Source organism: Paenibacillus sp. FSL H8-0260 (assembly GCF_045040625.1).
In the GTDB taxonomy this organism is placed as follows: Bacteria; Bacillota; Bacilli; order Paenibacillales; family Paenibacillaceae; genus Paenibacillus_AQ; species Paenibacillus_AQ odorifer.
Genome location: NZ_CP150298.1, coordinates 2,908,536 through 2,930,871, shown reverse-complemented (window position 1 = coordinate 2,930,871; position 22,336 = coordinate 2,908,536). Strand labels below are relative to the sequence as shown.

Below are 22,336 nucleotides of genomic sequence, written 5' to 3'. Positions count from 1 at the left end.
TATTAATATATGTGTTAAATGTAAGTCATCTTTTTGTTTGTAATGTTAATTGGTACAGCGTACTATTCCACTCCGCAAATAGACCTGTAGCTTTGGCCAAAGCCGCTGCTGGCACTAGAGAAGTGTAGCTTACTTTAATGGATTCTCCTGACGGTAATGAAATTTTCTTCCCAGCTTTCGTCAACGTCAGTTCCCCCTCCAAAGACAGGGTATATCCCAGACTTTCTGCTACATCCCTAATCGGTACTTTTACACTTCCATCCATAAAAATAGCAGACTGTGCGGAATCCATTTTTTGACCATCTACAATTACAGTAACAGGCTTTAAAATAGGAGATATAGTAAAAGGACGTGAATCAACCGCGCTAATTCCGAGTTGACCAAACCTATTTGTTCCCCAAGCCACAGCTGTTCCATCCTTCAGGACTGCATACTTACTATTCTCACCCATGGCAAAAGAAACAGGATCACTCAATCCTTTTATTAACTTAGGCTGCGTAAAAACTAAACGGTTGTCGGTTGATGGTTGGGTACTCCAAGTCCACACGGTGCCATCTTTTTTAACAGCTGCAAAGTTGTCTAAATCCAGCGTAAGTTTTGAGATCGTTTTTACGGTTGTAATCTTTTGCAGACCTTGTAGTGAGGTACCAGCTTTCCATACCCAGTATTCTCCTTTTTTATTGCCAACAAGATTGAACCCGTTTTTCGTCTGGACAGATACAATATCCGTAAGACCTGGCATCTTGCTCATCGTGACTTCGTTATAATTATTGCTGTCAATTGTTCCCCAGACGCTCCCGCTCTCGGTTAAAGCCAGTATACTGCGATCGCTCATAGAGACGGACTTTACATGGTATAAATCCTTAACTGGGGTCGGTTTCTTCATCACATTCGTGTTCTCTGTTTGCGGGATAGCACTCCAAATCCACAGGGTACCGTTAGTTCGAATGGCGGCATGATAAATACTGCTTCCGATCCACTTCACTTCGCTCAAACCCTGTACCTTAGTGGCAGCAGGCAGCTCTGTATAGCCCACATCTGAAGCTTCTGGAGGATTCCACTGGAGTAGACTTCCATCGTTTCTCAAAGCTAATGCACTATGCAATCCTGACGATATACTAACCACATCACTCATTCCTGAGATCCCTTGAGGAAGCAGAACCTTGTGTTGTTTAGCACTTGCCCCATTGCCAGCTTCTGCTACACTCTTATCCCGATAATCTCCCCAAGCTTTAACCGTACCATCTTCGTTAAGCGCTACATAGTACGCTTCGCCGATCGCCAGCTGTTTCGTATGTTCAAGCCCAGCTATTTTATGGGGAGTAATCGTCCACCCCTCAGGCCCGGCGGTACCATTAGCAAATTGACCAAAAACATTACTCCCCCAGGACCAAACATTTCCGTCAGTTCCCACCGCAAAAGAGCTTCCACCCCAAAAACCAGGCGAAGCAACAATCTCCTTAATCCCACCCAACTTCTCAGGTGATGGAGCTGCACTTATAACTTGAGGGACTGACAATGCAGTCACCAGACTTGAACAAACCAACAAACTAAACAGCCTTAGCTTCCTTGAAAATAAGTGCATCTTGATTTTCCCTTCTTATGATATTATTGTAATTATTATTTCTATTACACTAAGACGCTATAAAGCTGACAAAAGTTGTAGTTTATCTTAAATCCCGGGATTCAGATTGGTTTGAATTATGATATAATTACGCTGCCTTAGATCTGCTCTTATTCAACCGCAATACCGGAACCAAATGATCATGGAGGGAAATCATGCTTAAATTTATAGGTATTATGATGCTTTTCAGATTAGTGGGCAACCCTTTTCTGGCTTTATTCATCCTGCTTGTTATCTTGTATTTCTTAGATCGGCGATACGTGGGAATTTTCCCTAGTATTACAAAGCCCTTCAAACGGGTGCGGCAAATCTCCAAGCTGCGCACAACAGTATCTTTGAATCCAAATGATGTTTCTGCTAAATTTGATTTAGCCCGGAATCTGTCAGAACGTAAAAAATACAAAGAAGCCAAGGATATCCTGCTACAGATCGAAGACCGTTACGAACAATCTGCCGAATATTGGGTGGAGCTGGGTCATGTGAATCTTAAGCTGGGCGCTTTGGAAGAAGGCGAAGATCAGATGCTTCGAGGTCTAGAAATTAACCGAAAAGCCCAATATGGTCAGCCATATCTTCGGTTAGCGGAAACCTTCCGCCATACAGATCACGATAAAGCGTTGCATTACGTTACTCAATTTCAAGAGATTCAGTCTTCCTCTAGTGAAGCCTATTATTTAGCCGGCTCCATGTACAAAGCATTGGGCAGAACTGAGGATGCTAAACGTGCTTTCGACGAATCCACCGCCATCTACCGTTCGCTACCCAAATATAAAAAACGGCAAGAACGCGGCTGGGCGTTACGTAGCTTTTTTGCCAAAATGAAATAAACTTTGTACTTATATTTTCACAAAAAAACCTCTAGCCGCCTATTTATTTAGGCAAACACTAGAGGTTTTTTGCTGTGTAGAGTGATTACATGTTTACATCTTGTTTAGTGGGTTCTCCACTTTGTTTGACCGCAAATGGCCACCAGTTCCCACGGCCGAAGATCCGTACCATAACAGGAACAAAAAACGGCAAGAAGATTAGTGCATACAAGGCCAATCCTACAAGCACCACTGTTGCAATCTGCATCATCGACAATACGCCTGAAGGGTACATCGAAGCGAAGGTACCGCCCAAAATAACTACCGCCGAAAGAATGACTGTTCCCATATTTCGCATAGCATGCAGGATCGCTTCCCGCACATCCCAAGTTTTATATTCGTTAAAGCGGGCCATTAAGAAAATACTATAATCTACTCCAAGTGCAATCAGCATAACAAAGCTGAAGAATGGCGTTGTCCAGGTAATCCCTTCAAAGTGCAGAAGGTGAACGAATATAGCCTCTGTAACACCCAATGCTGAAAAATAAGTAATCAAAAGAGAAATAATAAGGTAAATCGGCATTACGATTGAACGAAGCAGCAACACCAAGATAATGAAGATCCCACCCAGCATCAAGATTACTGTACGTGTGTAGTCTTCGTTGGAAATATTACGCAAATCGTTCTGGCTGCTTGTAACCCCGCTGATTGCAGACTCTGCATTTTCCAGCTTCGTACCTTTCACTGCACGATCTACTGCTGCTTGAATATCATCAACACTGTCAATAGCTTCTGAACTATATGGATTCTCAGTGAATACTACATCCAGCGTCATTACCTTACGGTCGTCAGACAAGTAGGTATTAAATACCTGCTCTATGCCTTCAGCTTCAAGAGCCTCAGCCGGTACAAAGAATCCACTCAGCTCATCATCCTTAGCCGCTTGAATCTGATTCAAATAATCTTGTGCAGAGCCCAGCCCACTGGTAATTTGTTTCAAGCCGTTTGCACTGTCGCTTAATCCAGTAGTTAAGGCTCCTATCTGCCCTGTTAATTGACCAAATCCATCCGCAAGCTGCTGCTGTCCACCTTGCAATTGATCTAGGCCACTAGTAATGGATGGAATTTTATCTACGATCTGTCCTTGACCTGCTGCGGCCTGCTCCAGCCCAGATTGCAGCTGACCGATGCCCGCAACAAGCTTAGCTAAACCTTGTGCGAGTGCAGTTTGCCCAGCCGAAGCTTTGGCATAGCCAGCATTCGCCTCATTTAAGCCTGCTGCTGCTCCTTTAAGCTGCTCTGAGATCTGCCCAAGACCCGCTGCCAGCTGTGCTGCCCCAGTACCACTGTGCGTTACGGTGCCTTTAATGGTCAGATAATTAACATCCTGCAGAATTTCCGGATAACTGCTCTCAAGACCATTAAAAGAACCATCCAGTCCCTTCAACGCTTCTGCCACACCTTGCAGCTGCTCCGGAAGCTGCCCAAGCCCTTGATCCAGCGCAGTTAAACCGCTGCCGATTTTTTTATATCCCTCCAGCAGCTTCGTATTGGCATCCGCAAGCTGCTTGGCACTAGCAGCTGCCTGTTGAAGTCCTGCTTTGATCTCTCCTGCACCAGCTGAGCCGCTTTTTATTCCGCTCTCAATACGTGCCAGCCCATCGCCTAACGCGACGATTCCATCTTTCAGTTCTGCTGTGCCTTCCGTCAGCTTAGCGCTGCCTTGAGCAGCCTCTGTAAGCTTAGGTGCATTTTCACTCAGCTGTTTACTAGCTTCAGACAATCCCGTTTGAATCTTGGTCAGTCCCTCACTGGTCTGATCCAGACCGTCAGATAAAGTCCCCACCTGATTCGGGATTAAGAAATCACTGATCAGCTCTCCGGTTGGACGAGACATGCTGCGCACCGATTTTACGCTGTCCACTTTTTCCAGCTCGCGGCTGATTTTTTCTGCAAGTCCAAGATATTCTGAAGTATCCATCCGATCATCATTTTTGATTACGATCTTGCCAGGCATGGATTCACCCGGCCCGAAGCTATCCGAAATGATGTTAAATCCTTTTACCGAGGCATATTCTGAGCCAATTTCCTCCAAGCTGTTGAAGGACAGCTTTCCGCTATAGGTAACAAGGAACGGAGCTACGATTACTGCAACAATTAGCAGCGCGGCCCATGGTCTTTTTAAGGAAAAAGAACCTGCTGCTCCCCAAATACGGCTCTCACTGTGCTCCAGCTTCCCGCGTGAAGGCCAGAAGAGCTTTTTGCCAAGTACCGCCATGAAGAATGGAACAATGGTTACAAGCGCCAGCAGCATAACCGCAATCCCCACGGCAACGGCTACCGCCGAGCGATACAGAATGAATTTGGATAATCCAATCGCTACAAAACCTACGAATACCGCAAGTCCGGAATAGAACACCGTTCCCCCAGCCTTACGGTAGGTTGCAATAATAGCACTTTTGGTATCTTCTGCTGTCATCATTTCTTCTTTAAAACGACTGATTAACAGGATACAATAATCCGTACCAATCCCGAACATGACCGCAACCATAAAGATTTGAGTAAATGTAGATAATGGAAAATCATAACGGTCCACTAAAAAAGCCACAACGGACTGAGAAACAATATAGCTGAGTCCTACCGTCAGTAGCGGAACAAACGGTGCCACGAACGAACGGAATACCACGAACAGGATAAGTAAAATAAAGACTACCGTAATATATTCCGATTTCTTAAGCCCGGCTTCCGAGCTAGCAATCATATCCTCAGTAATCAAACCCTCACTGGTTAAATAATGATCCGCCTTAACATCTGTGAGTAATTCATCCACTTTATCAGGAAGTGCGGTGACAGACTCTCCTCCGCCTTTGATAGACAACGCCACCATTATCGTCTTGCCATCCTTGGCAATCAACGTATCCTTAAGCTCACTTTGTGAAAAAGGATCGGTGATGGAATCGATCTGCAGCGTCTCCTTATTCGCAGCCAACTTCTCAACACCCTGCTGTATACTAGCTGTATCATCGGCTCCGATTCCCTCTGGATTATTGAATACAAGAGCTACCTGATGAAGTGTCTCTCCGCCCTTGTCATTCGCCGCTTCCTTTAAGATCTCTGCTGCTCTAGATGAGGAATAGCCATCAGGTACAGTAACCTGCCCCTTCTCACGTACAAGATCAGAGAACGATGGGGCCGTCATGACCAAAACTACGGCCACAGCGAGCCAGATTGCGATAACCGCCCATCTTGCTTTTAGAATCGTCTTCATGGATTCTTCCCTCCATCATCATTCTGAATTAAATTCGCCAGCTTCTCGAACATCATGACGAACATTTCAATATCCTTCTCTTCAAAATGAAACAAATACGGGGAAATCACTTCATGTACCTGCGTCTCCGCTGCTTCAAAAACTTTTTTTCCGTGCTCAGACATCGACAAATACACCTGGCGGCGATCATTCTCGTCACGAGTTCGCTCGATTATACCCGCTTGCACCAATCTGTTAATGATTGCAGTAATGGAGCTTTTACCCACGCAAAAAGATTCAGCAAGATATGTAGACGTACATTGTTCCTGAGCATTAATCAACCGAAGAATTTGATACTGATCATTCGTTGTCTCCGCAGCAATACTATCTTTAATTCTTGCTGCTACTTGTCTTGTCACAATCAAATAAGCATCCATATAGCGATTGATCCAATGTTGCACTTCGTTATCCAAAGCTTCCTACCTCCAAAATATAGTTCAACTATCGAACAGTTTCATTGTCAAACTATAATACCTGCTTTTATAAAAGTCAATTGGCTTTTTTTCGGGCATTTAAAGGCAAAACGCAAAAAAAACAGGCCGAGATTCCTCTCGACCTGCCATTTTATGACCTTCAAAGACTTTTTAGTCCTCATCCTCGGTCTCTTCAACTTCGTATACACATCTTAACATTTCAATTCCGGCTTCATTCTCTCCTAAGCTGTACACCATGAACCCTAGACTACGATAAAAATCTGCGGCGATTTCATCCTCAGTCTCAGCTACCAGATAACGCGGCTGACGAGTAGCGAGCAGCTCCAGAATCATCCCCCGTGCATAACCTTTCCCTCTATTCTCTGGCAAGACGGCAATATGCCGAATGTCCAAAGAACCGTCTTCGGTTTCTTCGAAGCCTACAAGACCAAGCAGGAGTTCTTCTTCTTCCCAGCCATATAACTGCAGCCCGGCTTGTTCGCTGTACTCAGACGATGTCTGCTCCAACGCGTTGGGGTCATCAATGACCGCATACGTCAACAGCTCGTTCACCTCAGGCGAACCAATAAGGGATTTAAGATCTACCAACATTGTTCACATTCCTCCTTCTCTGTTGCTTCTGTACCCGATTCGAAACATACAGTAACCTGTCCATATCCCTAACATGTTTAACAATAGATCATCAATATCAAAGCTTCCGACATGCAGCAGCATTTGCAGAGACTCCAAAAGCAGGATGCAAGGAACAGCATATAAAGAGATTCTTTTCCAAGAAATTGGCCGTGTCTTTGCAAGTGGAATTAGTATACCAATTGGAATAAACACAACAACATTTCCAAGCAGATTCACAAACCGGCTGATCAGCGATACCCCGTTATTCATGTCGAAATAAAGTGACACCGTACGTAATGGAATCAAATTGTACTGAAGCGGGCCACCTGTATGGATCTCACGCCCAAAACCGATGAACATCCAATAGATAACAGTAGCACTATACAGAGTCAGCCCTATCCGTGTCAATGCTCTCAGCTTTCGTAAACTGCTAGATTCTCCAGATCTACGAATGATCAATTGCCCGGTTTAACTTCTATAATTTCAATGCTTCCATCTTTTTTACCCACAATAGCCATTGCTGCAATTCCAACAAATAAGCCGTGTTCCACAACTCCTGGAATACTTTGGATGGTCAGTGCCAGCTTCGGTGCGGACTCAATGACTTCGAACCGGCAGTCTGCGATGTAATTGCCGTTATCTGTCTTGTACAGCTCTTCTCCGCTACGACGCAATTCAGGATTGCAACCCAGCTTGGCAAGTTCAGCCACAGTCCATTCCCATGCAAAAGGAACAATTTCCACAGGCAGCGGGAATTTGCCAAGTGTGTTTACCACTTTACTCTCATCAGCAATAACGATCATACGAGTACTGTTACTCGCAACAATCTTCTCCCGAAGCAGCGCGCCACCGCCACCTTTAATAAGCTGTAGACTACTATCCAGCTCGTCCGCTCCGTCAATGGTCAGGTCCAGACTATCAATATCTCCAAAAGCTACGATTGGAATCCCAAGTTCACGCGCCTGTTCTTCGGAAGCACGGGAGGTTGCTACAGCGGTAATTTTCAGACCTTCACTGACGCGCTCACCAAGCTTGTTGATCGCCCAATAGGCTGTAGATCCAGTGCCAAGGCCGATCTTCATGCCATCTTTTACAAATTCCACTGCTTTTTCCGCGGCTAATTGTTTAACATTGATACTCATTTTATTACCCCCATGTTATCCGTTATAATGATCTATGATGATGTTGAAATCACCTATTGTTCAGGAGGATTCCGGATGAGAACCGAAAACCAAATTCAATCTAAAATCAACGAATTGACACTGCAGCGCAGATCTCTGGAATCAAGATTAGCTTCATTAACAGAGAACAGCCCACAGCAAGATAACCTACAAGCTCAGCTCACTAGAGTTGAAGATATGGTCATGATGCTGGAATGGGTGCTTAATGCACCCGTAGGGAGATATCATGCCTAAGGCTGACTGCCATCCATTATTTTACCAAACAATTCCGGTAGCTGTGTTTACATAAAACGCTATTGCTTCCGGCTGTTTGATTCTTTTTTTATATCCAAATTTGTATTATGCTTTGCGCAGAGCAAAAAATCAATATCTTTCACCCTACTCTATGTATATTGTAAATTCACTGCATCCTCTAGATTGAGAATCATCTCTTTTTCTGTGTGATTAGCCGTCCTGTGTAAGTAGGCTTTATGCTCAGAATACGCATCCAAAGGCATTGGCCTACTAATCTTGTCAAGCATATTACGCTCGACATCAGCCAATAAGTAATCCCCTTTTCCCGCTGCAACTCTGCACAAAATAATCATAGCTACAGGCTTGTTCACTACAACCGCTCCATTCGACCGCGCAAATACAGTGTATTGAAATAACGGAATGGCCTCAGGTTCTTCAACACCAGCTGCACAAGATTGGTCAAAGATAGAATACATAAGGGAAGGATCACTTGATGAAGTACCGAGTTTCTTCTGATTAGACACCAACTTGCTGTTTTGGTAGGCAAGGAATCCCGCTGCTGCCAGCACAAGCACAAGTAAAATCACCAATATCGCATACATCATCCCATCCCCACCTCCCACTCCAAAATAACAATTCCGGTTATATATTATCATGGAGGGAGGCCTAAGCCAATCTTATATTATCTGAAATTCAGCGCATACAGGTAATACTGATTCTATAAAGTTATTTTGAAATATTCAAAATAACAGTTGAAACTTTGATTTGCATGTCTCATAATGTAAATATGAATGTTGCTTGTCAATCCATATGGAAATCAAGGGAGGAAATTTAAAATGAAGTTTTTCTTGGATACCGGAAACATTGAAGAAATCAAACGTATTACTCGCCTAGGACTAGTGGATGGCGTAACGACTAACCCTTCGCTGATCGCTAAAGAAGGAAGATTGTTCAAGGATGTTATCAAAGAAATCGTTGCAATCGTTCCAGGACCTGTAAGCGCAGAAGTAATCGGACTTACAGCAGAAGAAATGCTTAAAGAAGCATACGAAATTGCTGAATGGGCTCCAAACGTTGTAATTAAACTCCCTATGACTGAAGATGGCTTGGAAGCTTGTTATGAGCTTACTAAAAAAGGCATCAAAACTAACGTTACACTAGTATTTTCCGCGGCTCAAGGTTTGATGGCTGCTAAAGCAGGCGCAACTTATATCTCTCCTTTCGTAGGTCGTCTGGATGATATCGGTGTTGACGGAATGAAGCTGATCAAGGATCTGAAAACTATCCTGACTAACTACAACTTGAAATCCGAGATCATTGCAGCAAGTATCCGCAACATTGCTCATGTTGAGCAAGCAGCTATTGCTGGTGCACACATCGCTACAATCCCAGGTTCACTTCTGCCAACCCTTTGGAAGCACCCGCTGACAGATAACGGTATTGAACGTTTCTTGAAGGATTGGGAATCCGTTCCACAAGCCTAAGAATATCTTTTATTCTTTTATCAAGAGGGCTATCCCACAAGCTGCGGCTACGCAGCTTAGGGATAGCCCTTTTTTCCATCCAGAGACATTGAGGAGGTTTGGCGAACACGTTTCGGCCAGATCGGAGGAATTATCTTCTCTTTGTCTTTAACGCCTGGCTCCCCCTTTTCCCCCTTACTCGGAGTTACTGCAAACAAGGTCAGCAATCCACCAATTGCCCCTACTGTAGCCATCAACGCAAACAAGACCCAATGCCCACTGCTTAGCAGCAACGATACCACCGGTGGCCCCAACGCTACCCCTATAAACCTCATACTACTATAAAGAGCGGTGATTGTGCCGCTGTTCTCCTTCTCAATCCCCTCCGTGATTAAAGCATCCATACAGGGAAGTACAATTCCGATTCCAACACAGCCTAAACCCATAAACCCTACTAAAAAATAAATGCCTTTGTTGAATCCCGCACAAATCATCGCCGCAGTCAGTAACACCATGCCCCCAAAGCCCAGCCATTTCATTAGCGTTTTATTCTGACCAATGATCTTTCCTGTTCCATAGGAGGACAGACATAAGAGGGCAAGCGGTATCGCCAGCACAAACCCCTTCGTCGCTCCGTGCATTTTATATTTAGTTTCCAGCATTTCTGATAAATAGAATTGGACACCAAAGGTCACAAACATACAGATGCCGCCTATGGCAAAAATAGCGTACAACCAACGTCCCTTTTTACGTAAAACGCTCACAATTCCAGATAAAAACGCCCGAAGTTCCTGTTTCTCAGGTTCATCCTTTGCTTCGGGTTTTCGGACCAGAAATAAGACTAACAAAAATGAAATTAGACATAGAATGGGAATTGCAATAAAAGGAGCAAACCAGAGCCAGATCCCAAGATAGGCACCAAGAATTGGACTGAGTACTTTACCGAACGTATTGGAGGTCTCAATGATTCCCAGACTTTTGCTCACATCTTCTTCTTCCTTGAACAAATCGCCTACAAAGGGGATTACAATTGGAAAAGCACCCGCTGCACCAATTCCTTGCAACAGACGCCCCGCTAAGATCACCCAATAAGCGCTAACCCCCTTCATAAACCAAGCAGCCACCACGCAGACAGCACCGCCAATTGCGGCAATGATTAAACTCGGAAGAATAACCTTCTTTCGCCCAAAACGGTCTGACAGATAACCTGCAATAGGGATCATTACAATTGCCATCAATCCATACACGGTAATCAGCATACTGACTTGAAAAGCGCTAATGCCGAGTTCTTTGGAGATCTGCGGCAGAATAGGCAGCAGCATGGAGTTACCGAGGGTCATTATTAGTGGGATTGATGCTAAGGCAAGCAGATCCCATTTTCTTTCCTTCATGAACTGACCACCTTTGTCATTGTGTACAACATTCTTTATTGTGGTTTGTTCGCCCTTCTTTATTCATGAAAACAAAAAGACCGTCCCTCCGCTGCTGCGAAAAGGACGATCTTAAAATGAAGAAATCTATGCTTACAGCGACCCGGCGCTTAAAGATGCCACATTAGCGGACGGTATAAAATGGCTAGGTTCACCCAGACTAAAAATGTGCAGCAAGTGCATAGCCCGAGTGCACGCCGTATAAAACAATTTGCGTTCACTTTCTCTGCCATATTGTTCAGCCGAGCCATCATAGATGACGACCGCATCAAACTCCACGCCTTTGGCTAAATAAGCAGGCAGAACCAGTGTCCCCTTCTGAAAATTCGGTGTTTCCTTTGTAACAAGTCTCACCGGCAGGCTACGATTCAGTTCAGCATGAACCCTTGCGCTTTCCTCCGCTGTTTTGCAGATGACCGCCACATAATGATATCCCTCAGAATGCAGCTTGCGGATATCCTGTTCCACAGCATTCAGAAGCTCCTTCTCGCTGGATACCACACTTATCTGGGGTTCTTCTCCCCGCCGATTAAAAGGTACGATTCGTTCTCCTCCAGGGATCATTGACCGCGTAAACTCCACGATCTCATAAGTTGAACGGTAGCTTTGGGTTAACGAGATCACTTCTGTGTTCTCTTCACCATATATACTTACGAGACTAGACAAATCCCCCAGTACCTCACCTTGCGCATAAATGGCCTGGTTCAGGTCGCCTAACACGGTCATTTTTGCTCTTGGAAATAAACGCCGCATGAACTCTAATTGGAATGGAGAATAGTCTTGTACCTCATCTACAATCACATGACGGATCAGTGTGTTGGTCCGGAAGCCTTGGCTTAACTCCTTCAGATAAAGGAATGGCGTAGCATCCTCATAAGCAAGCTCGTTCACTCCAATGGATTCCAATGTCTGCTCACAGATATCATCCCACACCTCTGGTAAAGGATAATCTCCATTGAGGCGCACCATAAGCTCGCGATCTGTAAATAACGTGCTGTACAAGCCCTTAACGTCCACAAAACGCCCCCGTTTAGTCCAACCCCGCAGGGGTTTGAGCCGCTGGCTGACTACATAACGAGATAACACTTCTTTTTCCGTATCAAAATCGTCAAAGCTATCCTGCGAAGCTTTCTTCTTCCGACGCAACATCTGATATGCACGGTGATAATCGCTGGAATCCAGCAGCTCGATCTGATCTTCGACCCACTTCGCATTTCTTTCCTCATGAGTAAAATCTGCAATTTTCTTTAGCAGCCAGCGGATCATCAAATCCACACGATTTGCAAGCTTTATGGCAGGATCGTACGCGTAGAACTGGCGTTCCATTTCTTCTTTACTGACCACTGCTTTCCCTTGAAACATTAAAGGTTTAAAAAGCATACCCTCCTGCTCCAACAACGTAGCATACCGCCGAATCACATCAAGGAAAGGGACGGACGATTTATAGGCAATGCCTTCTCTGCGTATAGCAACCTCAGGACCCTCAGGAGCATTAAGTAAACTTTCGGTCTGACTAAAGACATCTTCCAGCAGGAATTCATGTCCAAGACGATGTTCTAAATACATTTGAAACGTTGTTTGCTGCATATTTTCTTCGCCTAGCTCCGGGAGCACTGTAGATACATAGCTGTTAAACAGCGGATTCGGTGAGAACAGCAGCATTTGATCTGCTGATAATACTTCACGGTATTTATATAGAAGATAAGCTACCCGCTGCAATGCAGCAGAGGTTTTTCCGCTTCCCGCTGCTCCTTGCACAACTAGCATCCGGCTTTTGTCGTTGCGGATTATCGCATTTTGCTCTTTTTGAATTGTAGCAACAATACTTTTCATTCGATCGTCAGCGCTATGACTTAGCACCTGCTGCAGCAGCTCATCCCCGATCGTAACCCCAGTGTCAAACATAACTTCAATTACACCGTCAGCAATAACAAACTGGCGTTTAAGATTCATTGTTCCGGAGACTAATCCTCCAGGTGTTTCATAAGCTGCAGGACCTGGGGCTCCGTCATAATACAGACTGGAGATAGGCGCACGCCAGTCATAGATCAAAAAGGTGCCATCATCCTCCATCAAGGATCCAATCCCTAGATAAATCTTTTCCAGCCCGCCCTTTGGTTCCTCTGTGAAATCAATTCGGCCAAAGTAAGGAGAGACAACCAGCTTTTTATATTTTTTCAGCGCCTTGCTTGATTGCAAATGATGACGTTCCCGTTCATTTAGGATTTGGGACTGTTGGCGAAGACTTGTTGAGGTTTCTCCCAAATCATCCGGGCTACTGAAGTTTACGGTTACCTCTTCCCAGAAGTCTTTCCGCATATCCACTACATCACTGCGATGAAGTCCAAGCTCCTCTGATAAATTGCGAATATGGGCGGACAAAAGCTTGATTACTCCGTCAACCCGTTCCTGTTCCTCTTTCCACTGACTTTTATTGTTATCCACTACATTTCATCCCCTTTTGGAAGGTTGACATTCCATTTGAATCATGATATGATAAATTTGCATATTTATGTTTTTAAATGCATACTTATTCGATATCTTATCATTTTAGCAATTTCAGTTTGAGATTTCAAGTATTCTCTTAAATAGATGATCCGGTCCCTGTGGAACCGGATTTTTTGCTGTTACAAAGCTTATATGTTGCTCTTCACAAGGTTATGTTTAGGCTTCATGCACAGATTCTTTATCCTCCGCTATACGATTCATCTGATCGGCCACTTTATCTAAGCGCTCCAATTGATATCCGTAATCATAAATTGCAGCAGCCACAACATATAAACGCAGCTGACCTATTTTCTCTGCATTATACCCCAAAATCGCGGTATTCAGGAATTCATCATTGTCTTCTCCCAAGGGTTCGGATTCATTGGCATTGGGCTTTAATTTGTCTTCAAACTTAAGTAAGATGTGCTGATGATATTTGATTAAATGTTCCAAATGATTATCAAATAGAGCATCTGTATGTTCGGTCCGATCCGCCTGGAAATAATGCCGATCTACGGCCTCGAGAACATCGTAACCTTTTTGCAAAGAAGCTAACAGGTTCTTATACACAACCATTTGTCTTGTCTGGCTATACTTGGCCCGTTTTAACTGCTTCTGCTCCTCCTCAAACAATGCATACTTATCAGCCAACGATTTTATGGATGAATGCAAAGCATTTTTTTCATCACGAAATACACTTTCCTTCATCTCATGAGAAACCGCTGTTCTCAGCAATAAAGAGAGGCTTGAAAAAACATTCTCAATTTGCTTAATGTATTGCTTACGAGGTTTTGGAGGAACGACAATAATATTGATTAGAAATGCAGAAACAATACCTGTCAAAGTTAATAAAAAACGATTAAGTGCGAACTGCCATTCACCCGAAGCCTCCATCACTGTTATTACAGTAACTAACGTAAGACTTATCGTATCCGCCCGGTTGATTTTCATACTGATCATAATGACTAGAATACAGACCAAACCGACTGCTATTGGGCTGTTGGATAACAGCATCCCTCCGAGTAAAGCCAGAACGGCCCCCATTGTACTAGTCGTGAGCTGGTCAAGAAAATAACGCCAAGAGCGATAAATAGAGGGCTGCATAGCGAAAATCGCCGCAATCCCTGCACCCACGGCAGAAGGAAATTGAAGCATTACAGCTAAATACAGGGCTAGCGTAACGGCCAAACCTGTTTTAAATATGCGAGCTCCTAAAGCCAAACCTATCCCTCCTAAAAATTAGCCCACGCTACAATATGAACATCAGCGAACCCTCGTACTTCTAATTACCCCAGCCTGGAGTTGATGAATTTTAAGAACCTTTAAGCTCTCACTCATGTTTCTTTCAGCTTTCAGGGAATACTAATTCGAGTAGTGCCTATCACATAACATACGAGGTGAGTGAATGAATAACAATATCAAAAGATTAATGACTTTCACGACCGTTATTTTTCTCAGCCTGTCTCCAGCCCTTGCGCCAATCGGAAGTGCTTCTGCTGAGAATGTAACCCCTACAGCCACCGCACCTGGTGCCCATCCTTCAGAGAAAGGTCACGGTCACCATCCAGGAAAAGACGGAAAGGTTAGGGCTGGTGGACATTTCATTATTTTTGAAACGGCTAAACTGCTGGAAATGGATCGTACAGAGCTAATCAATAGCCTGAAAGCAGGCAAAACGCTCCCGCAGCTTGCTCTTGAGAAAAAAGGCTGGACGGAAGATCAATATATTCAGAAGCTCTGCGAATCGGCAAACCAACGGCTGGATCAAGCCATCACCGAAGGACGTCTGACAAAAGACGAAGCCCAAAAGCTTAAAGCAGGACTTCCTGCGATGCTGAAGCAAAGAATAAGCAAAATGGGGCAATTCCAGGATCGCAAAACATCTGAACAACATGTGACGACTCCTTAAACAATCCTCTTACACATAAAGACGGATATCTTCATGCGTTATGAAAGATATCCGTTTTTGTATCTATCCTACTTCTTACGCGAGCTCTTGTAGATTTGAAATAAACAAATGGACAACATCAGCCAAGCGCCACTAGCCATATATCCCCCAATTACGTCACTCGGGTAATGAACACCCAGATAGATACGGCTCCAGCCAATCCCCACGGTCATGAATACGGCGAACATTATTAATAAGACCCGTTCATGCCTCCGCCGCAGATGACGCCACAATAAAAAGGCAATAACGCCGTACAAAGAGAATGCTGCCATTGAGTGCCCGCTCGGAAAACTATAACCAATCTCTTCAACAATGCGATGTAAATTCGGACGTTCTCTGTGAAAACATAACTTCATTATTGTATTCAAGAGCTGTGAGCCTAATCCAACCCACAGGAACAAGATTAATTCAAATCGGTGTTTCAGCAAAAAATAGAGCAGTGCCATGGTAACGATAGATAGGCCAATAGCGATCTTAGAGGAACCAATCAGAGATAAACCTTTGGCGAATGAGGTCAACCCCGGTGATTCCGCTGATTGTACCCCATCAATAATATAGTTATCAAAGGTTGATACCTTATTCATACTTACAAGGACAGCTATAACGGCGAAACAAGCAGCAAACCCTAAAAAAAAGCGAAAAGCTCTAGACCAGTTCTGATAATAAAGCATAAATACCTCCATGTCTATTCAGGTGACTGTTGATCTCATTTCCAGTGAGGGACTAACCCATGTTATAATTATTGAGAGAAAAAAATTCACAGAAGATGGAGTGCTGCCAAAGTGGAGAGTTTAAAATTGCAAGAACGATTGTTGAACCAGTTCATTTCCACAAAGGTGCCTGTGACGATTTTTACGACGAATGGTGTGAAAATGCAAGGGCTCGTAACTTCGTACGATGCTTTCACAATCACTTTACAAGGTCAAGGTGATGGCAGGCAAAATGTACTATTCAAATCTGCAGTATCCACTATTGTACCTCTTAAGCCCGTTTCGCTCAAATAGTCTACTCCCTCATTCACCACATCAACCAGATAATCACAGACTTTTATTTTCAAAAAAAAGGGAACACCGGACTTTATATCCGGTGTTCCCTTTAGCATTTCCCAAGATCACTGATTCACTCTTCAAATGGAGTAACTTTATACAGGAACATTTACGGGCTTCACACATACCGGTTTGGATACTTCAGCTGTATTTCCAGTAAATTCGAGTCGGCCACTTGCCGCTTCTATTGAAAATACAACCAGGTTATTCGCATCACGATTTGCCACGATAAGATAAGCTCCATCTGGTGTCAATGCGAAGTGACGTGGATGTCCCCCACGAGTAGATACATATTCCAGATGTGTAAGCTTAGCAGATGCATTATCCACAGCATACACAGCGATATTATCAGCCCCACGGTTTGAAGCGTACAGATATTTTCCGTCCTTGGAAATGGCGATTTCAGCGCAAGTATTCTCTTCGTTAAAATCATCAGGCAGCGTCGGCACTGTATCTACAGTGTGCAGAGTGCCTGCGGCACTGTCATATGTAAACGATGTAATGGTGGAATCCACCTCGTTAATTACATAAGCAGACTTTCCGTCTGGATGAAAAGTGAAGTGGCGTGGTCCCGCTCCTGGATGCAGCGCCGTATCACCATGCACTTCTAGCTTATTGGTTTCTCTATTGATTCTATAGGCACGAATTAAATCAAGCCCAAGATCAGATACAAACACATACTGCCCGTCCGGACTAAAAATAGCGGAATGGGGATGAGGGCGGTCCTGCCGTTCAGGATGCTGGCCATGACCTGAATGTACGGCCACATCAACTAATTGATCCGCAGCTTTCTCTTCATTTAATTTGATCAAACCAACGCTTCCACCATGATAACTACATACAACAACGTATTCATCATTCAAATCTCTATTGATATGGCAGGTGGTTGTTTGACGGTTGCCAGAAGCAGGCATGGAGGGAATGCGTTTCAGTTCACTCAATTTCCCGTCTTTTGGATCAATGGCAAAGGTAACAACCTCGCCTTCTTTTCCACCCTCACCATTCGGTTTTTCTCCTATAGCATATAGACGTTTTTCAGCGGTATCTACATTAACAAAGGTAGGATTAGTTAAGCCCTGCACCGAATCCAGCAGCTTTAGCGTACCACCTGCAGCTCCATCGAATTCAAACACCTGCACTCCGCTTTCCGCGGCACTTGCATAAGAACCTGTAAACAGCAATAACTTATTCTGCTCATTCATCTCTATATTCCTCCTCAAAAGTATTGCTACTTCACACTCATTAGATGTGATCATCTATATAATCTACAATTTTTAAACGTTAATTACAAACGATAAAGTTAGAAATGTACGAAACAATTCAAAAATGGGTCTTTCCAACGATTAACTGTTGTGATATAATGAAAGCGCTAACATTAGTCTTTTATTCCGTATAAAGGGGGAACATGAATGAGTAGCATCCTGCTGGAAGCCAGAAATGTGTACGAGGACTTCGAGGTGGAAACAGACATTCTGTTCTTTAAGGTCGGGGACCATGATTTGGTCATTTTTCACGGCAGAAACTATAACATAAAAAAGAGAATGACTGCCGAGCAATTAAATCGATTGTTGTCCAATTCAAGTTATTATCATGTGTACGGTGGCTGTTATGTCAACCTGAACAAGATCAGCTCTATCGCAGATGACTGCATTTATTTCGGTGAAATGGGCCTGTATGCTAAAAACGTACGTGTCCCAAGACGAAAACAAGAAAGCATTCGTCATCTTCTGAAAGGACTGAAGTAGACATCTTATTCCCATTAGCCGGAAGGGCATGTTACTGATGCCATTTCCGGCTTTTTGCTTTTTATTAATAGAAACTTAAAAAGATCCTGCCTTTTTTTATACTTTCTTAAGGTTTAGGATTAGGATTTCTGTTAAAGTTGTAAATAGACAAGCAACACCTATATTGAAGGGAGTCATTACTAATAATGGACAAAAAAGATCTGAATGGAAATGAGAACTTAGAAAACAACGGTACCACGGAAGAAGAATTGAACACTTCCGAGATTATCAATGAAGAGGTTGAAGTAGCGCAAGTTGCTGCTGAGGAACCTGTGAATACAACAAAAGCAGACAGTATTCCAGTAATGAACAAAGTCGGTGCGAACAACGCTACGCCACCTACACCTCCGACTGCTCCTAGAAGCAATAAAGCTTGGATGATTGCCTCTATCGTATTAGCTGCAGCACTAATCATTGTTCTGGTCGTCCAAAAAGACGACAGCAAAAAAGCTGTTGCAACAGTAAACGGAACAAAAATCACAAAAGAACAACTTTATGATAAATTGATCGAAGCAGGCGGAGAAAGCACGCTGCAATCTATGATTACAACTGAGCTTGTTGATCAAGAGGCTAAAAAAGCTAACGTAACTGTTACAGATGAAGACATCAACACTGAACTTGAAGATCTTAAAGCACAATTCGGCGGAGAAGCTGCCTTTAATGCTGCTTTGTCCCAAAGCTCAATGACTGTAGACGACTTGAAAAAGCAAATGCCGCTGCAAGTAAAGCTGCGTAAAATCCTTGAGCCACAAGTCACTGTAACGGATGATGAAATCAAAGAATACTATGACACAAATAAAGCTACTTTCAGTGAAGAAGAACAAGTTCGCGCTTCCCACATTCTCGTTGAGACTAAAGAAGAAGCAGATGCAATTCTGAAACAACTGAAAGAAGGCGCAGATTTCGCTACTCTTGCCAAGGAAAAATCCTCTGATACGGGTTCCAAGGATAATGGCGGAGATCTAGACTTCTTCAAACGTGGCGATATGGTAGCTGAATTCTCTGATGTAGCCTTTAAGCTAAAAGTTGGTGAAACCAGTGATGCTGTCAAATCCGATTATGGTTATCACATCATTAAAGTAACCGACCATAAAGATGCTAAAGACTATACACTGGAAGAAAAGAAAGATGAAATTCGTAAAACACTAGTTTCGCAAAAGGTTTCCGCTCTGTCCTCCACTTGGATGTCAGAAACAACTGAAAAAGCAAAAATCACGAACACACTTACTGACGCTAAAGAAGATGCAGCTGCAACAGCTGAGCCAACTGCAAGCGCAGCAGCAGGAAATGAATCCACTAAATAATTGTGCCCGTCAAAAAGCAGGACAAGCGTTAATAAACGCTGTCCTGCTTTTTTTTATTTCTATGTTCAGGCCTTTGATTAAACCTTAATGGCCTTTTTTACGGATTTGTTTATCGTGGTTCTCCCCCCACTCTTTCGCCTGCGCTGTGGCAATTGAAATCGCCCGCCCCTCCTCATAACCATCTTCGAGGAGCGCATTCGCAATATCGATTGCCTTATTGCGAACAGGTGCTGTGAAGTTCTTCAATGATTCTGGATAATCCTCTTTGTTCCATGGCATACCAAAAACCTCCTTAACCAGTCTATATACATACTTAGCCTGGTTAAGGAGGTTTCAAACGCTTATTTCACTTATTTAAAGACTTTAACACGATCTTCAATCGGTTGGAATTGTTTCTCACCAGCAGGAGTAACTGTTTTACCAAATGGCAATTGAGCAATCAATTTCCATTCTTGCGGGATGCCCCATGCTTCTTTTACTTCATCATCAATCAGTGGATTATAGTGCTGCAAGGATGCACCTACACCTGCTTCAGAAAGTGCTGTCCATACTACAAATTGCAGAATACCAGAGGATTGGTTAGCCCAAATTGGGAAGTTCTCAGCATATAGAGCGAAGTTCTCTTGCAGGCTCTTCACTACCGTTTGATCTTCAAAGAATAGTACGGAACCGTAACCTGCTTTGAAAGACGCTAATTTTTGCGCTGTTCCTTCAAATTGTTCGGCAGGAACGATTTTACGCAAAGTTTCTGTAGTGATATCCCATAGTTTATCGTGTTGTTCTCCAAGAAGAACAACGGCTCTTGAGCTTTGGGAGTTGAAAGAAGTTGGGCTATGTAGCACCGCTTGTTCAACGATTTCTACAATTTGTGCATCCGAAATCGTAGATTCTTTACTAAGGGCATATATGGAACGTCTTCCTTTTACTGCTTCAAAGAAATTGTTAGACATAAAATAACTACCTCCATTAATTTTAGTAACTTACTTTTGTATATCTTAGCACCTTTTTTCTGAAAACACAACAGTTATTCACAACTTATTTTGTCGGGTATATTCGTTGCCAACTCTTATTGTCGCATTTATGGGCTTAATTATGCACCTGATCTATTAATCATTAATCACTTCAGGCGGGCTAGAAACTGCCCTCTTCCTTTTCCGATATACACCACGAGCTAAAATGCGCTACAATAGTGCAGCAAATGTATAGAAGGAAGGTTATGCTCATGAAATTCCCAAGCGAGAAAGCCCTTGTTCGGCATAGAAAATCAGCCTTAATCTCATTATTGCTGCTCCTTTCAATGAGCTTGGCTCTAACTAGCTGTAAAGACACAAATTCGTCTAATTTAACCTCAACAGCACAAGATCCGAATGATCTTCACCCCCTCACTTTCTGGGTGGCAACGGACACTCACTTCTTAGATAAGAAGCTACAGGATAGCGGTACAGCTTTTCAAAAATATGTAACTGGCGGTGATGGAAAAATGCTGCCTTACAGTGATGAAATCCTTGAAACCTTGGTTTATGACGCTGAGCAGCAGAAGCCTGATTTTCTCATCCTGAGTGGAGATTTAACAAATAACGGAGAACGCAGCAGCCATCAGGAGCTAACCCAAAAATTAAAGCGAATCGAAGCACAAGGAACCTCTGTTTATGTCATTCCAGGCAACCACGATTTATTTAATCCTTGGGCCAGATCCTTCAGCGGGGATAAGCAGCTTGTTACGGATTCCATTACAGACAAAGACTTTACCAAGATGTATGAGGATTTCGGTTACAAAGAAGCTGTATCACGTGATAAAGAATCACTAAGTTACATCGTTAAGGCAGCGCCAAATTTATGGCTCCTTATGATTGACAGCAGCCAATATCATAACAATCAGAAATACGGTTTCCCCCAAACGGACGGACGCCTGACCGCCTCTACCCTATCATGGATAGATAATTCTGTTAAACTGGCTGCCAAGGAGCATGCTTCTGTTCTCACGGTTATGCACCACAATCTACTAAGCCACACCTCTATGTCTGTTTCAGGCTTTAAGCTTAACAACAGTCAGGAAACAATAAAGGTACTTCGTGAAAATGAACTTAATTTAGTCTTGTCAGGCCATATCCATATGCAGGACATCCGGGTAGACCCGGTAACTTCTTCGGAAGAAACGCCAATTTATGATATCGCAACAAGTGCAATGGCTGTCTATCCACATCAATACGGAGCGATGACCTTCGATCCCCTGAGCAGAACCGTCAATTATGAAGCAACGCCCTTAAATGTAGAGGGATGGGCTAAAGCTAATGGCAATACAGATCAGAATCTTTTAAACTTCAAGACCTATGCTGAGGATACTTTTGCTACAAACTCTTATAACAAAGCTATGGATGGTTTAAAGGAGAGTTCCTTTACGCAGTCTGAAAAGGCATCGATGGCAGAGGTAATGGCCAAGCTAAATGTAAGATATTTCGCGGGGACAGCCGGCAGCTCCTCAGAAGATATTAAAGCGATGCCAGGCTACAAGCTTTGGGAAGGCCTACAAGAAGGTTTCTTAGGTGGATACATCCAAAGTATGACAGAGGATAAAGAGCTTAGTAATATAGCTTTAGAGGTGGTATTAACGAAGCAATAACTGGATTATGTATTCATATGAAAAACCCAGCCTCCACCCGCATTTATGCGTCAGAT

Annotated in this window: 22 protein-coding genes; 8 read left to right on the top strand and 14 right to left on the bottom strand. The window is 43.4% G+C overall.

The window, feature by feature from the left end:
- Positions 1-25: 25 nt before the first annotated feature.
- On the bottom strand, positions 26-1,585 hold the full coding sequence (locus tag MHI51_RS12910) for a hypothetical protein (RefSeq protein WP_405173925.1): 1,560 nt from the start codon (positions 1,583-1,585) through the stop codon (positions 26-28).
- A 194-nt stretch (positions 1,586-1,779) separates the two neighbouring features.
- Here MHI51_RS12910 and MHI51_RS12905 point away from each other — a divergent pair, with 194 nt between their 5' ends.
- Entirely contained in the window at positions 1,780-2,451 is a 672-nt protein-coding gene (locus MHI51_RS12905; RefSeq protein ID WP_076183453.1) for a lipopolysaccharide assembly protein LapB, read from the top strand.
- Between the two features lie 85 nt (positions 2,452-2,536).
- On the opposite strand, the gene MHI51_RS12900 is transcribed toward MHI51_RS12905, so the two are convergent.
- The 5 genes from MHI51_RS12900 to rpiA all read right to left on the bottom strand — a co-directional run bounded on the left by MHI51_RS12900 (position 2,537) and on the right by rpiA (position 7,919).
- On the bottom strand, positions 2,537-5,698 hold the full coding sequence (locus tag MHI51_RS12900; RefSeq protein ID WP_342410732.1) for an MMPL family transporter: 3,162 nt from the start codon (positions 5,696-5,698) through the stop codon (positions 2,537-2,539).
- Positions 5,695-6,150, bottom strand: coding sequence for a MarR family winged helix-turn-helix transcriptional regulator (locus tag MHI51_RS12895; protein ID WP_038570382.1), 456 nt, complete (start codon positions 6,148-6,150; stop codon positions 5,695-5,697). Before MHI51_RS12895 ends, MHI51_RS12900 begins: the two co-directional genes overlap by 4 nt.
- Positions 6,151-6,321: 171 nt before the next feature.
- Positions 6,322-6,762 carry a GNAT family N-acetyltransferase gene (locus MHI51_RS12890; RefSeq protein WP_076125920.1) on the bottom strand — a complete coding sequence of 147 codons (441 nt, stop codon included), beginning with the start codon at positions 6,760-6,762 and terminating at the stop codon, positions 6,322-6,324.
- A gap of 3 nt (positions 6,763-6,765) precedes the next feature.
- The gene (locus tag MHI51_RS12885) at positions 6,766-7,242 is read right to left on the bottom strand and encodes a VanZ family protein (protein ID WP_081387368.1); all 477 of its coding nucleotides are present in this window, start codon (positions 7,240-7,242) and stop codon (positions 6,766-6,768) included.
- Positions 7,239-7,919: a ribose-5-phosphate isomerase RpiA gene (gene rpiA, locus MHI51_RS12880; RefSeq protein WP_342410899.1), complete on the bottom strand. Its 681-nt coding sequence runs from the start codon at positions 7,917-7,919 to the stop codon at positions 7,239-7,241. The genes MHI51_RS12885 and rpiA overlap by 4 nt, the downstream gene beginning before the upstream one ends.
- A gap of 81 nt (positions 7,920-8,000) precedes the next feature.
- Here rpiA and MHI51_RS12875 point away from each other — a divergent pair, with 81 nt between their 5' ends.
- Positions 8,001-8,198 carry a hypothetical protein gene (locus MHI51_RS12875; protein ID WP_076183447.1) on the top strand — a complete coding sequence of 66 codons (198 nt, stop codon included), beginning with the start codon at positions 8,001-8,003 and terminating at the stop codon, positions 8,196-8,198.
- Between the two features lie 149 nt (positions 8,199-8,347).
- Here MHI51_RS12875 and MHI51_RS12870 read toward each other — a convergent pair whose 3' ends face one another.
- Positions 8,348-8,803: a hypothetical protein gene (locus MHI51_RS12870; protein ID WP_076217724.1), complete on the bottom strand. Its 456-nt coding sequence runs from the start codon at positions 8,801-8,803 to the stop codon at positions 8,348-8,350.
- 231 nt (positions 8,804-9,034) lie between these two features.
- On the opposite strand from MHI51_RS12870, the gene fsa reads away from it, so the two are divergent.
- Positions 9,035-9,682, top strand: a complete 648-nt coding sequence (fsa, locus tag MHI51_RS12865) for a fructose-6-phosphate aldolase (RefSeq protein ID WP_036686257.1) — start codon at positions 9,035-9,037, stop codon at positions 9,680-9,682.
- Positions 9,683-9,738: 56 nt separating this feature from the next.
- On the opposite strand, the gene MHI51_RS12860 is transcribed toward fsa, so the two are convergent.
- The 3 genes from MHI51_RS12860 to MHI51_RS12850 form a co-directional block, all read right to left on the bottom strand.
- Entirely contained in the window at positions 9,739-11,052 is a 1,314-nt protein-coding gene (locus MHI51_RS12860; RefSeq protein WP_081387369.1) for an MFS transporter, read from the bottom strand.
- A gap of 132 nt (positions 11,053-11,184) precedes the next feature.
- A complete protein-coding gene (gene helD, locus MHI51_RS12855) occupies positions 11,185-13,536 on the bottom strand; it encodes an RNA polymerase recycling motor HelD (RefSeq protein ID WP_076275843.1) in 2,352 nt (783 codons plus the stop codon).
- Between the two features lie 219 nt (positions 13,537-13,755).
- Positions 13,756-14,799 carry an aromatic acid exporter family protein gene (locus MHI51_RS12850; protein ID WP_076125912.1) on the bottom strand — a complete coding sequence of 348 codons (1,044 nt, stop codon included), beginning with the start codon at positions 14,797-14,799 and terminating at the stop codon, positions 13,756-13,758.
- A gap of 184 nt (positions 14,800-14,983) precedes the next feature.
- Between MHI51_RS12850 and MHI51_RS12845 the strand changes: the two genes are divergently transcribed.
- Positions 14,984-15,487, top strand: a complete 504-nt coding sequence (locus MHI51_RS12845) for a hypothetical protein (RefSeq protein WP_076217723.1) — start codon at positions 14,984-14,986, stop codon at positions 15,485-15,487.
- Positions 15,488-15,555: 68 nt separating this feature from the next.
- On the opposite strand, the gene MHI51_RS12840 is transcribed toward MHI51_RS12845, so the two are convergent.
- Positions 15,556-16,197, bottom strand: coding sequence for a phosphatase PAP2 family protein (locus MHI51_RS12840; protein ID WP_076125909.1), 642 nt, complete (start codon positions 16,195-16,197; stop codon positions 15,556-15,558).
- A gap of 111 nt (positions 16,198-16,308) precedes the next feature.
- On the opposite strand from MHI51_RS12840, the gene hfq reads away from it, so the two are divergent.
- Entirely contained in the window at positions 16,309-16,530 is a 222-nt protein-coding gene (gene hfq / locus MHI51_RS12835; RefSeq protein ID WP_036686247.1) for an RNA chaperone Hfq, read from the top strand.
- 137 nt (positions 16,531-16,667) lie between these two features.
- Here the strand turns inward: hfq and MHI51_RS12830 are convergent, their stop codons facing one another.
- Positions 16,668-17,774: a lactonase family protein gene (locus tag MHI51_RS12830; RefSeq protein ID WP_076217722.1), complete on the bottom strand. Its 1,107-nt coding sequence runs from the start codon at positions 17,772-17,774 to the stop codon at positions 16,668-16,670.
- 207 nt (positions 17,775-17,981) lie between these two features.
- Between MHI51_RS12830 and MHI51_RS12825 the strand changes: the two genes are divergently transcribed.
- Together MHI51_RS12825 and MHI51_RS12820 are read left to right on the top strand one after the other, a co-directional pair.
- Positions 17,982-18,317: a LytTR family transcriptional regulator DNA-binding domain-containing protein gene (locus MHI51_RS12825; protein ID WP_036686243.1), complete on the top strand. Its 336-nt coding sequence runs from the start codon at positions 17,982-17,984 to the stop codon at positions 18,315-18,317.
- Positions 18,318-18,502: 185 nt separating this feature from the next.
- Positions 18,503-19,660, top strand: coding sequence for a peptidylprolyl isomerase (locus MHI51_RS12820; RefSeq protein WP_076275844.1), 1,158 nt, complete (start codon positions 18,503-18,505; stop codon positions 19,658-19,660).
- Positions 19,661-19,744: 84 nt separating this feature from the next.
- On the opposite strand, the gene MHI51_RS12815 is transcribed toward MHI51_RS12820, so the two are convergent.
- Positions 19,745-19,939, bottom strand: coding sequence for a hypothetical protein (locus tag MHI51_RS12815; RefSeq protein WP_036686240.1), 195 nt, complete (start codon positions 19,937-19,939; stop codon positions 19,745-19,747).
- Positions 19,940-20,010: 71 nt separating this feature from the next.
- Positions 20,011-20,610, bottom strand: a complete 600-nt coding sequence (locus MHI51_RS12810) for a nitroreductase family protein (RefSeq protein WP_076125903.1) — start codon at positions 20,608-20,610, stop codon at positions 20,011-20,013.
- A gap of 272 nt (positions 20,611-20,882) precedes the next feature.
- Between MHI51_RS12810 and MHI51_RS12805 the strand changes: the two genes are divergently transcribed.
- Entirely contained in the window at positions 20,883-22,280 is a 1,398-nt protein-coding gene (locus MHI51_RS12805) for a metallophosphoesterase (RefSeq protein WP_405173924.1), read from the top strand.
- Positions 22,281-22,336: the final 56 nt, after the last annotated feature.

What these genes read in the sequence shown, in the direction of transcription:
- MHI51_RS12860 (WP_081387369.1), bottom strand. Translation starts at nt 11,052, where the DNA reads ATGAAGGAAAGAAAATGGGATCTGCTTGCCTTAGCATCAATCCCACTA.
- MHI51_RS12815 (WP_036686240.1), bottom strand. Translation starts at nt 19,939, where the DNA reads ATGCCATGGAACAAAGAGGATTATCCAGAATCATTGAAGAACTTCACA.
- MHI51_RS12910 (WP_405173925.1), bottom strand. Translation starts at nt 1,585, where the DNA reads ATGCACTTATTTTCAAGGAAGCTAAGGCTGTTTAGTTTGTTGGTTTGT.
- MHI51_RS12875 (WP_076183447.1), top strand. Translation starts at nt 8,001, where the DNA reads ATGAGAACCGAAAACCAAATTCAATCTAAAATCAACGAATTGACACTG.
- fsa (WP_036686257.1), top strand. Translation starts at nt 9,035, where the DNA reads ATGAAGTTTTTCTTGGATACCGGAAACATTGAAGAAATCAAACGTATT.
- MHI51_RS12840 (WP_076125909.1), bottom strand. Translation starts at nt 16,197, where the DNA reads ATGCTTTATTATCAGAACTGGTCTAGAGCTTTTCGCTTTTTTTTAGGG.
- MHI51_RS12810 (WP_076125903.1), bottom strand. Translation starts at nt 20,610, where the DNA reads ATGTCTAACAATTTCTTTGAAGCAGTAAAAGGAAGACGTTCCATATAT.
- MHI51_RS12805 (WP_405173924.1), top strand. Translation starts at nt 20,883, where the DNA reads ATGAAATTCCCAAGCGAGAAAGCCCTTGTTCGGCATAGAAAATCAGCC.
- MHI51_RS12820 (WP_076275844.1), top strand. Translation starts at nt 18,503, where the DNA reads ATGGACAAAAAAGATCTGAATGGAAATGAGAACTTAGAAAACAACGGT.
- MHI51_RS12905 (WP_076183453.1), top strand. Translation starts at nt 1,780, where the DNA reads ATGCTTAAATTTATAGGTATTATGATGCTTTTCAGATTAGTGGGCAAC.
- MHI51_RS12900 (WP_342410732.1), bottom strand. Translation starts at nt 5,698, where the DNA reads ATGAAGACGATTCTAAAAGCAAGATGGGCGGTTATCGCAATCTGGCTC.
- MHI51_RS12870 (WP_076217724.1), bottom strand. Translation starts at nt 8,803, where the DNA reads ATGATGTATGCGATATTGGTGATTTTACTTGTGCTTGTGCTGGCAGCA.
- MHI51_RS12830 (WP_076217722.1), bottom strand. Translation starts at nt 17,774, where the DNA reads ATGAATGAGCAGAATAAGTTATTGCTGTTTACAGGTTCTTATGCAAGT.
- MHI51_RS12890 (WP_076125920.1), bottom strand. Translation starts at nt 6,762, where the DNA reads ATGTTGGTAGATCTTAAATCCCTTATTGGTTCGCCTGAGGTGAACGAG.
- MHI51_RS12825 (WP_036686243.1), top strand. Translation starts at nt 17,982, where the DNA reads ATGAGTAGCATCCTGCTGGAAGCCAGAAATGTGTACGAGGACTTCGAG.
- MHI51_RS12845 (WP_076217723.1), top strand. Translation starts at nt 14,984, where the DNA reads ATGAATAACAATATCAAAAGATTAATGACTTTCACGACCGTTATTTTT.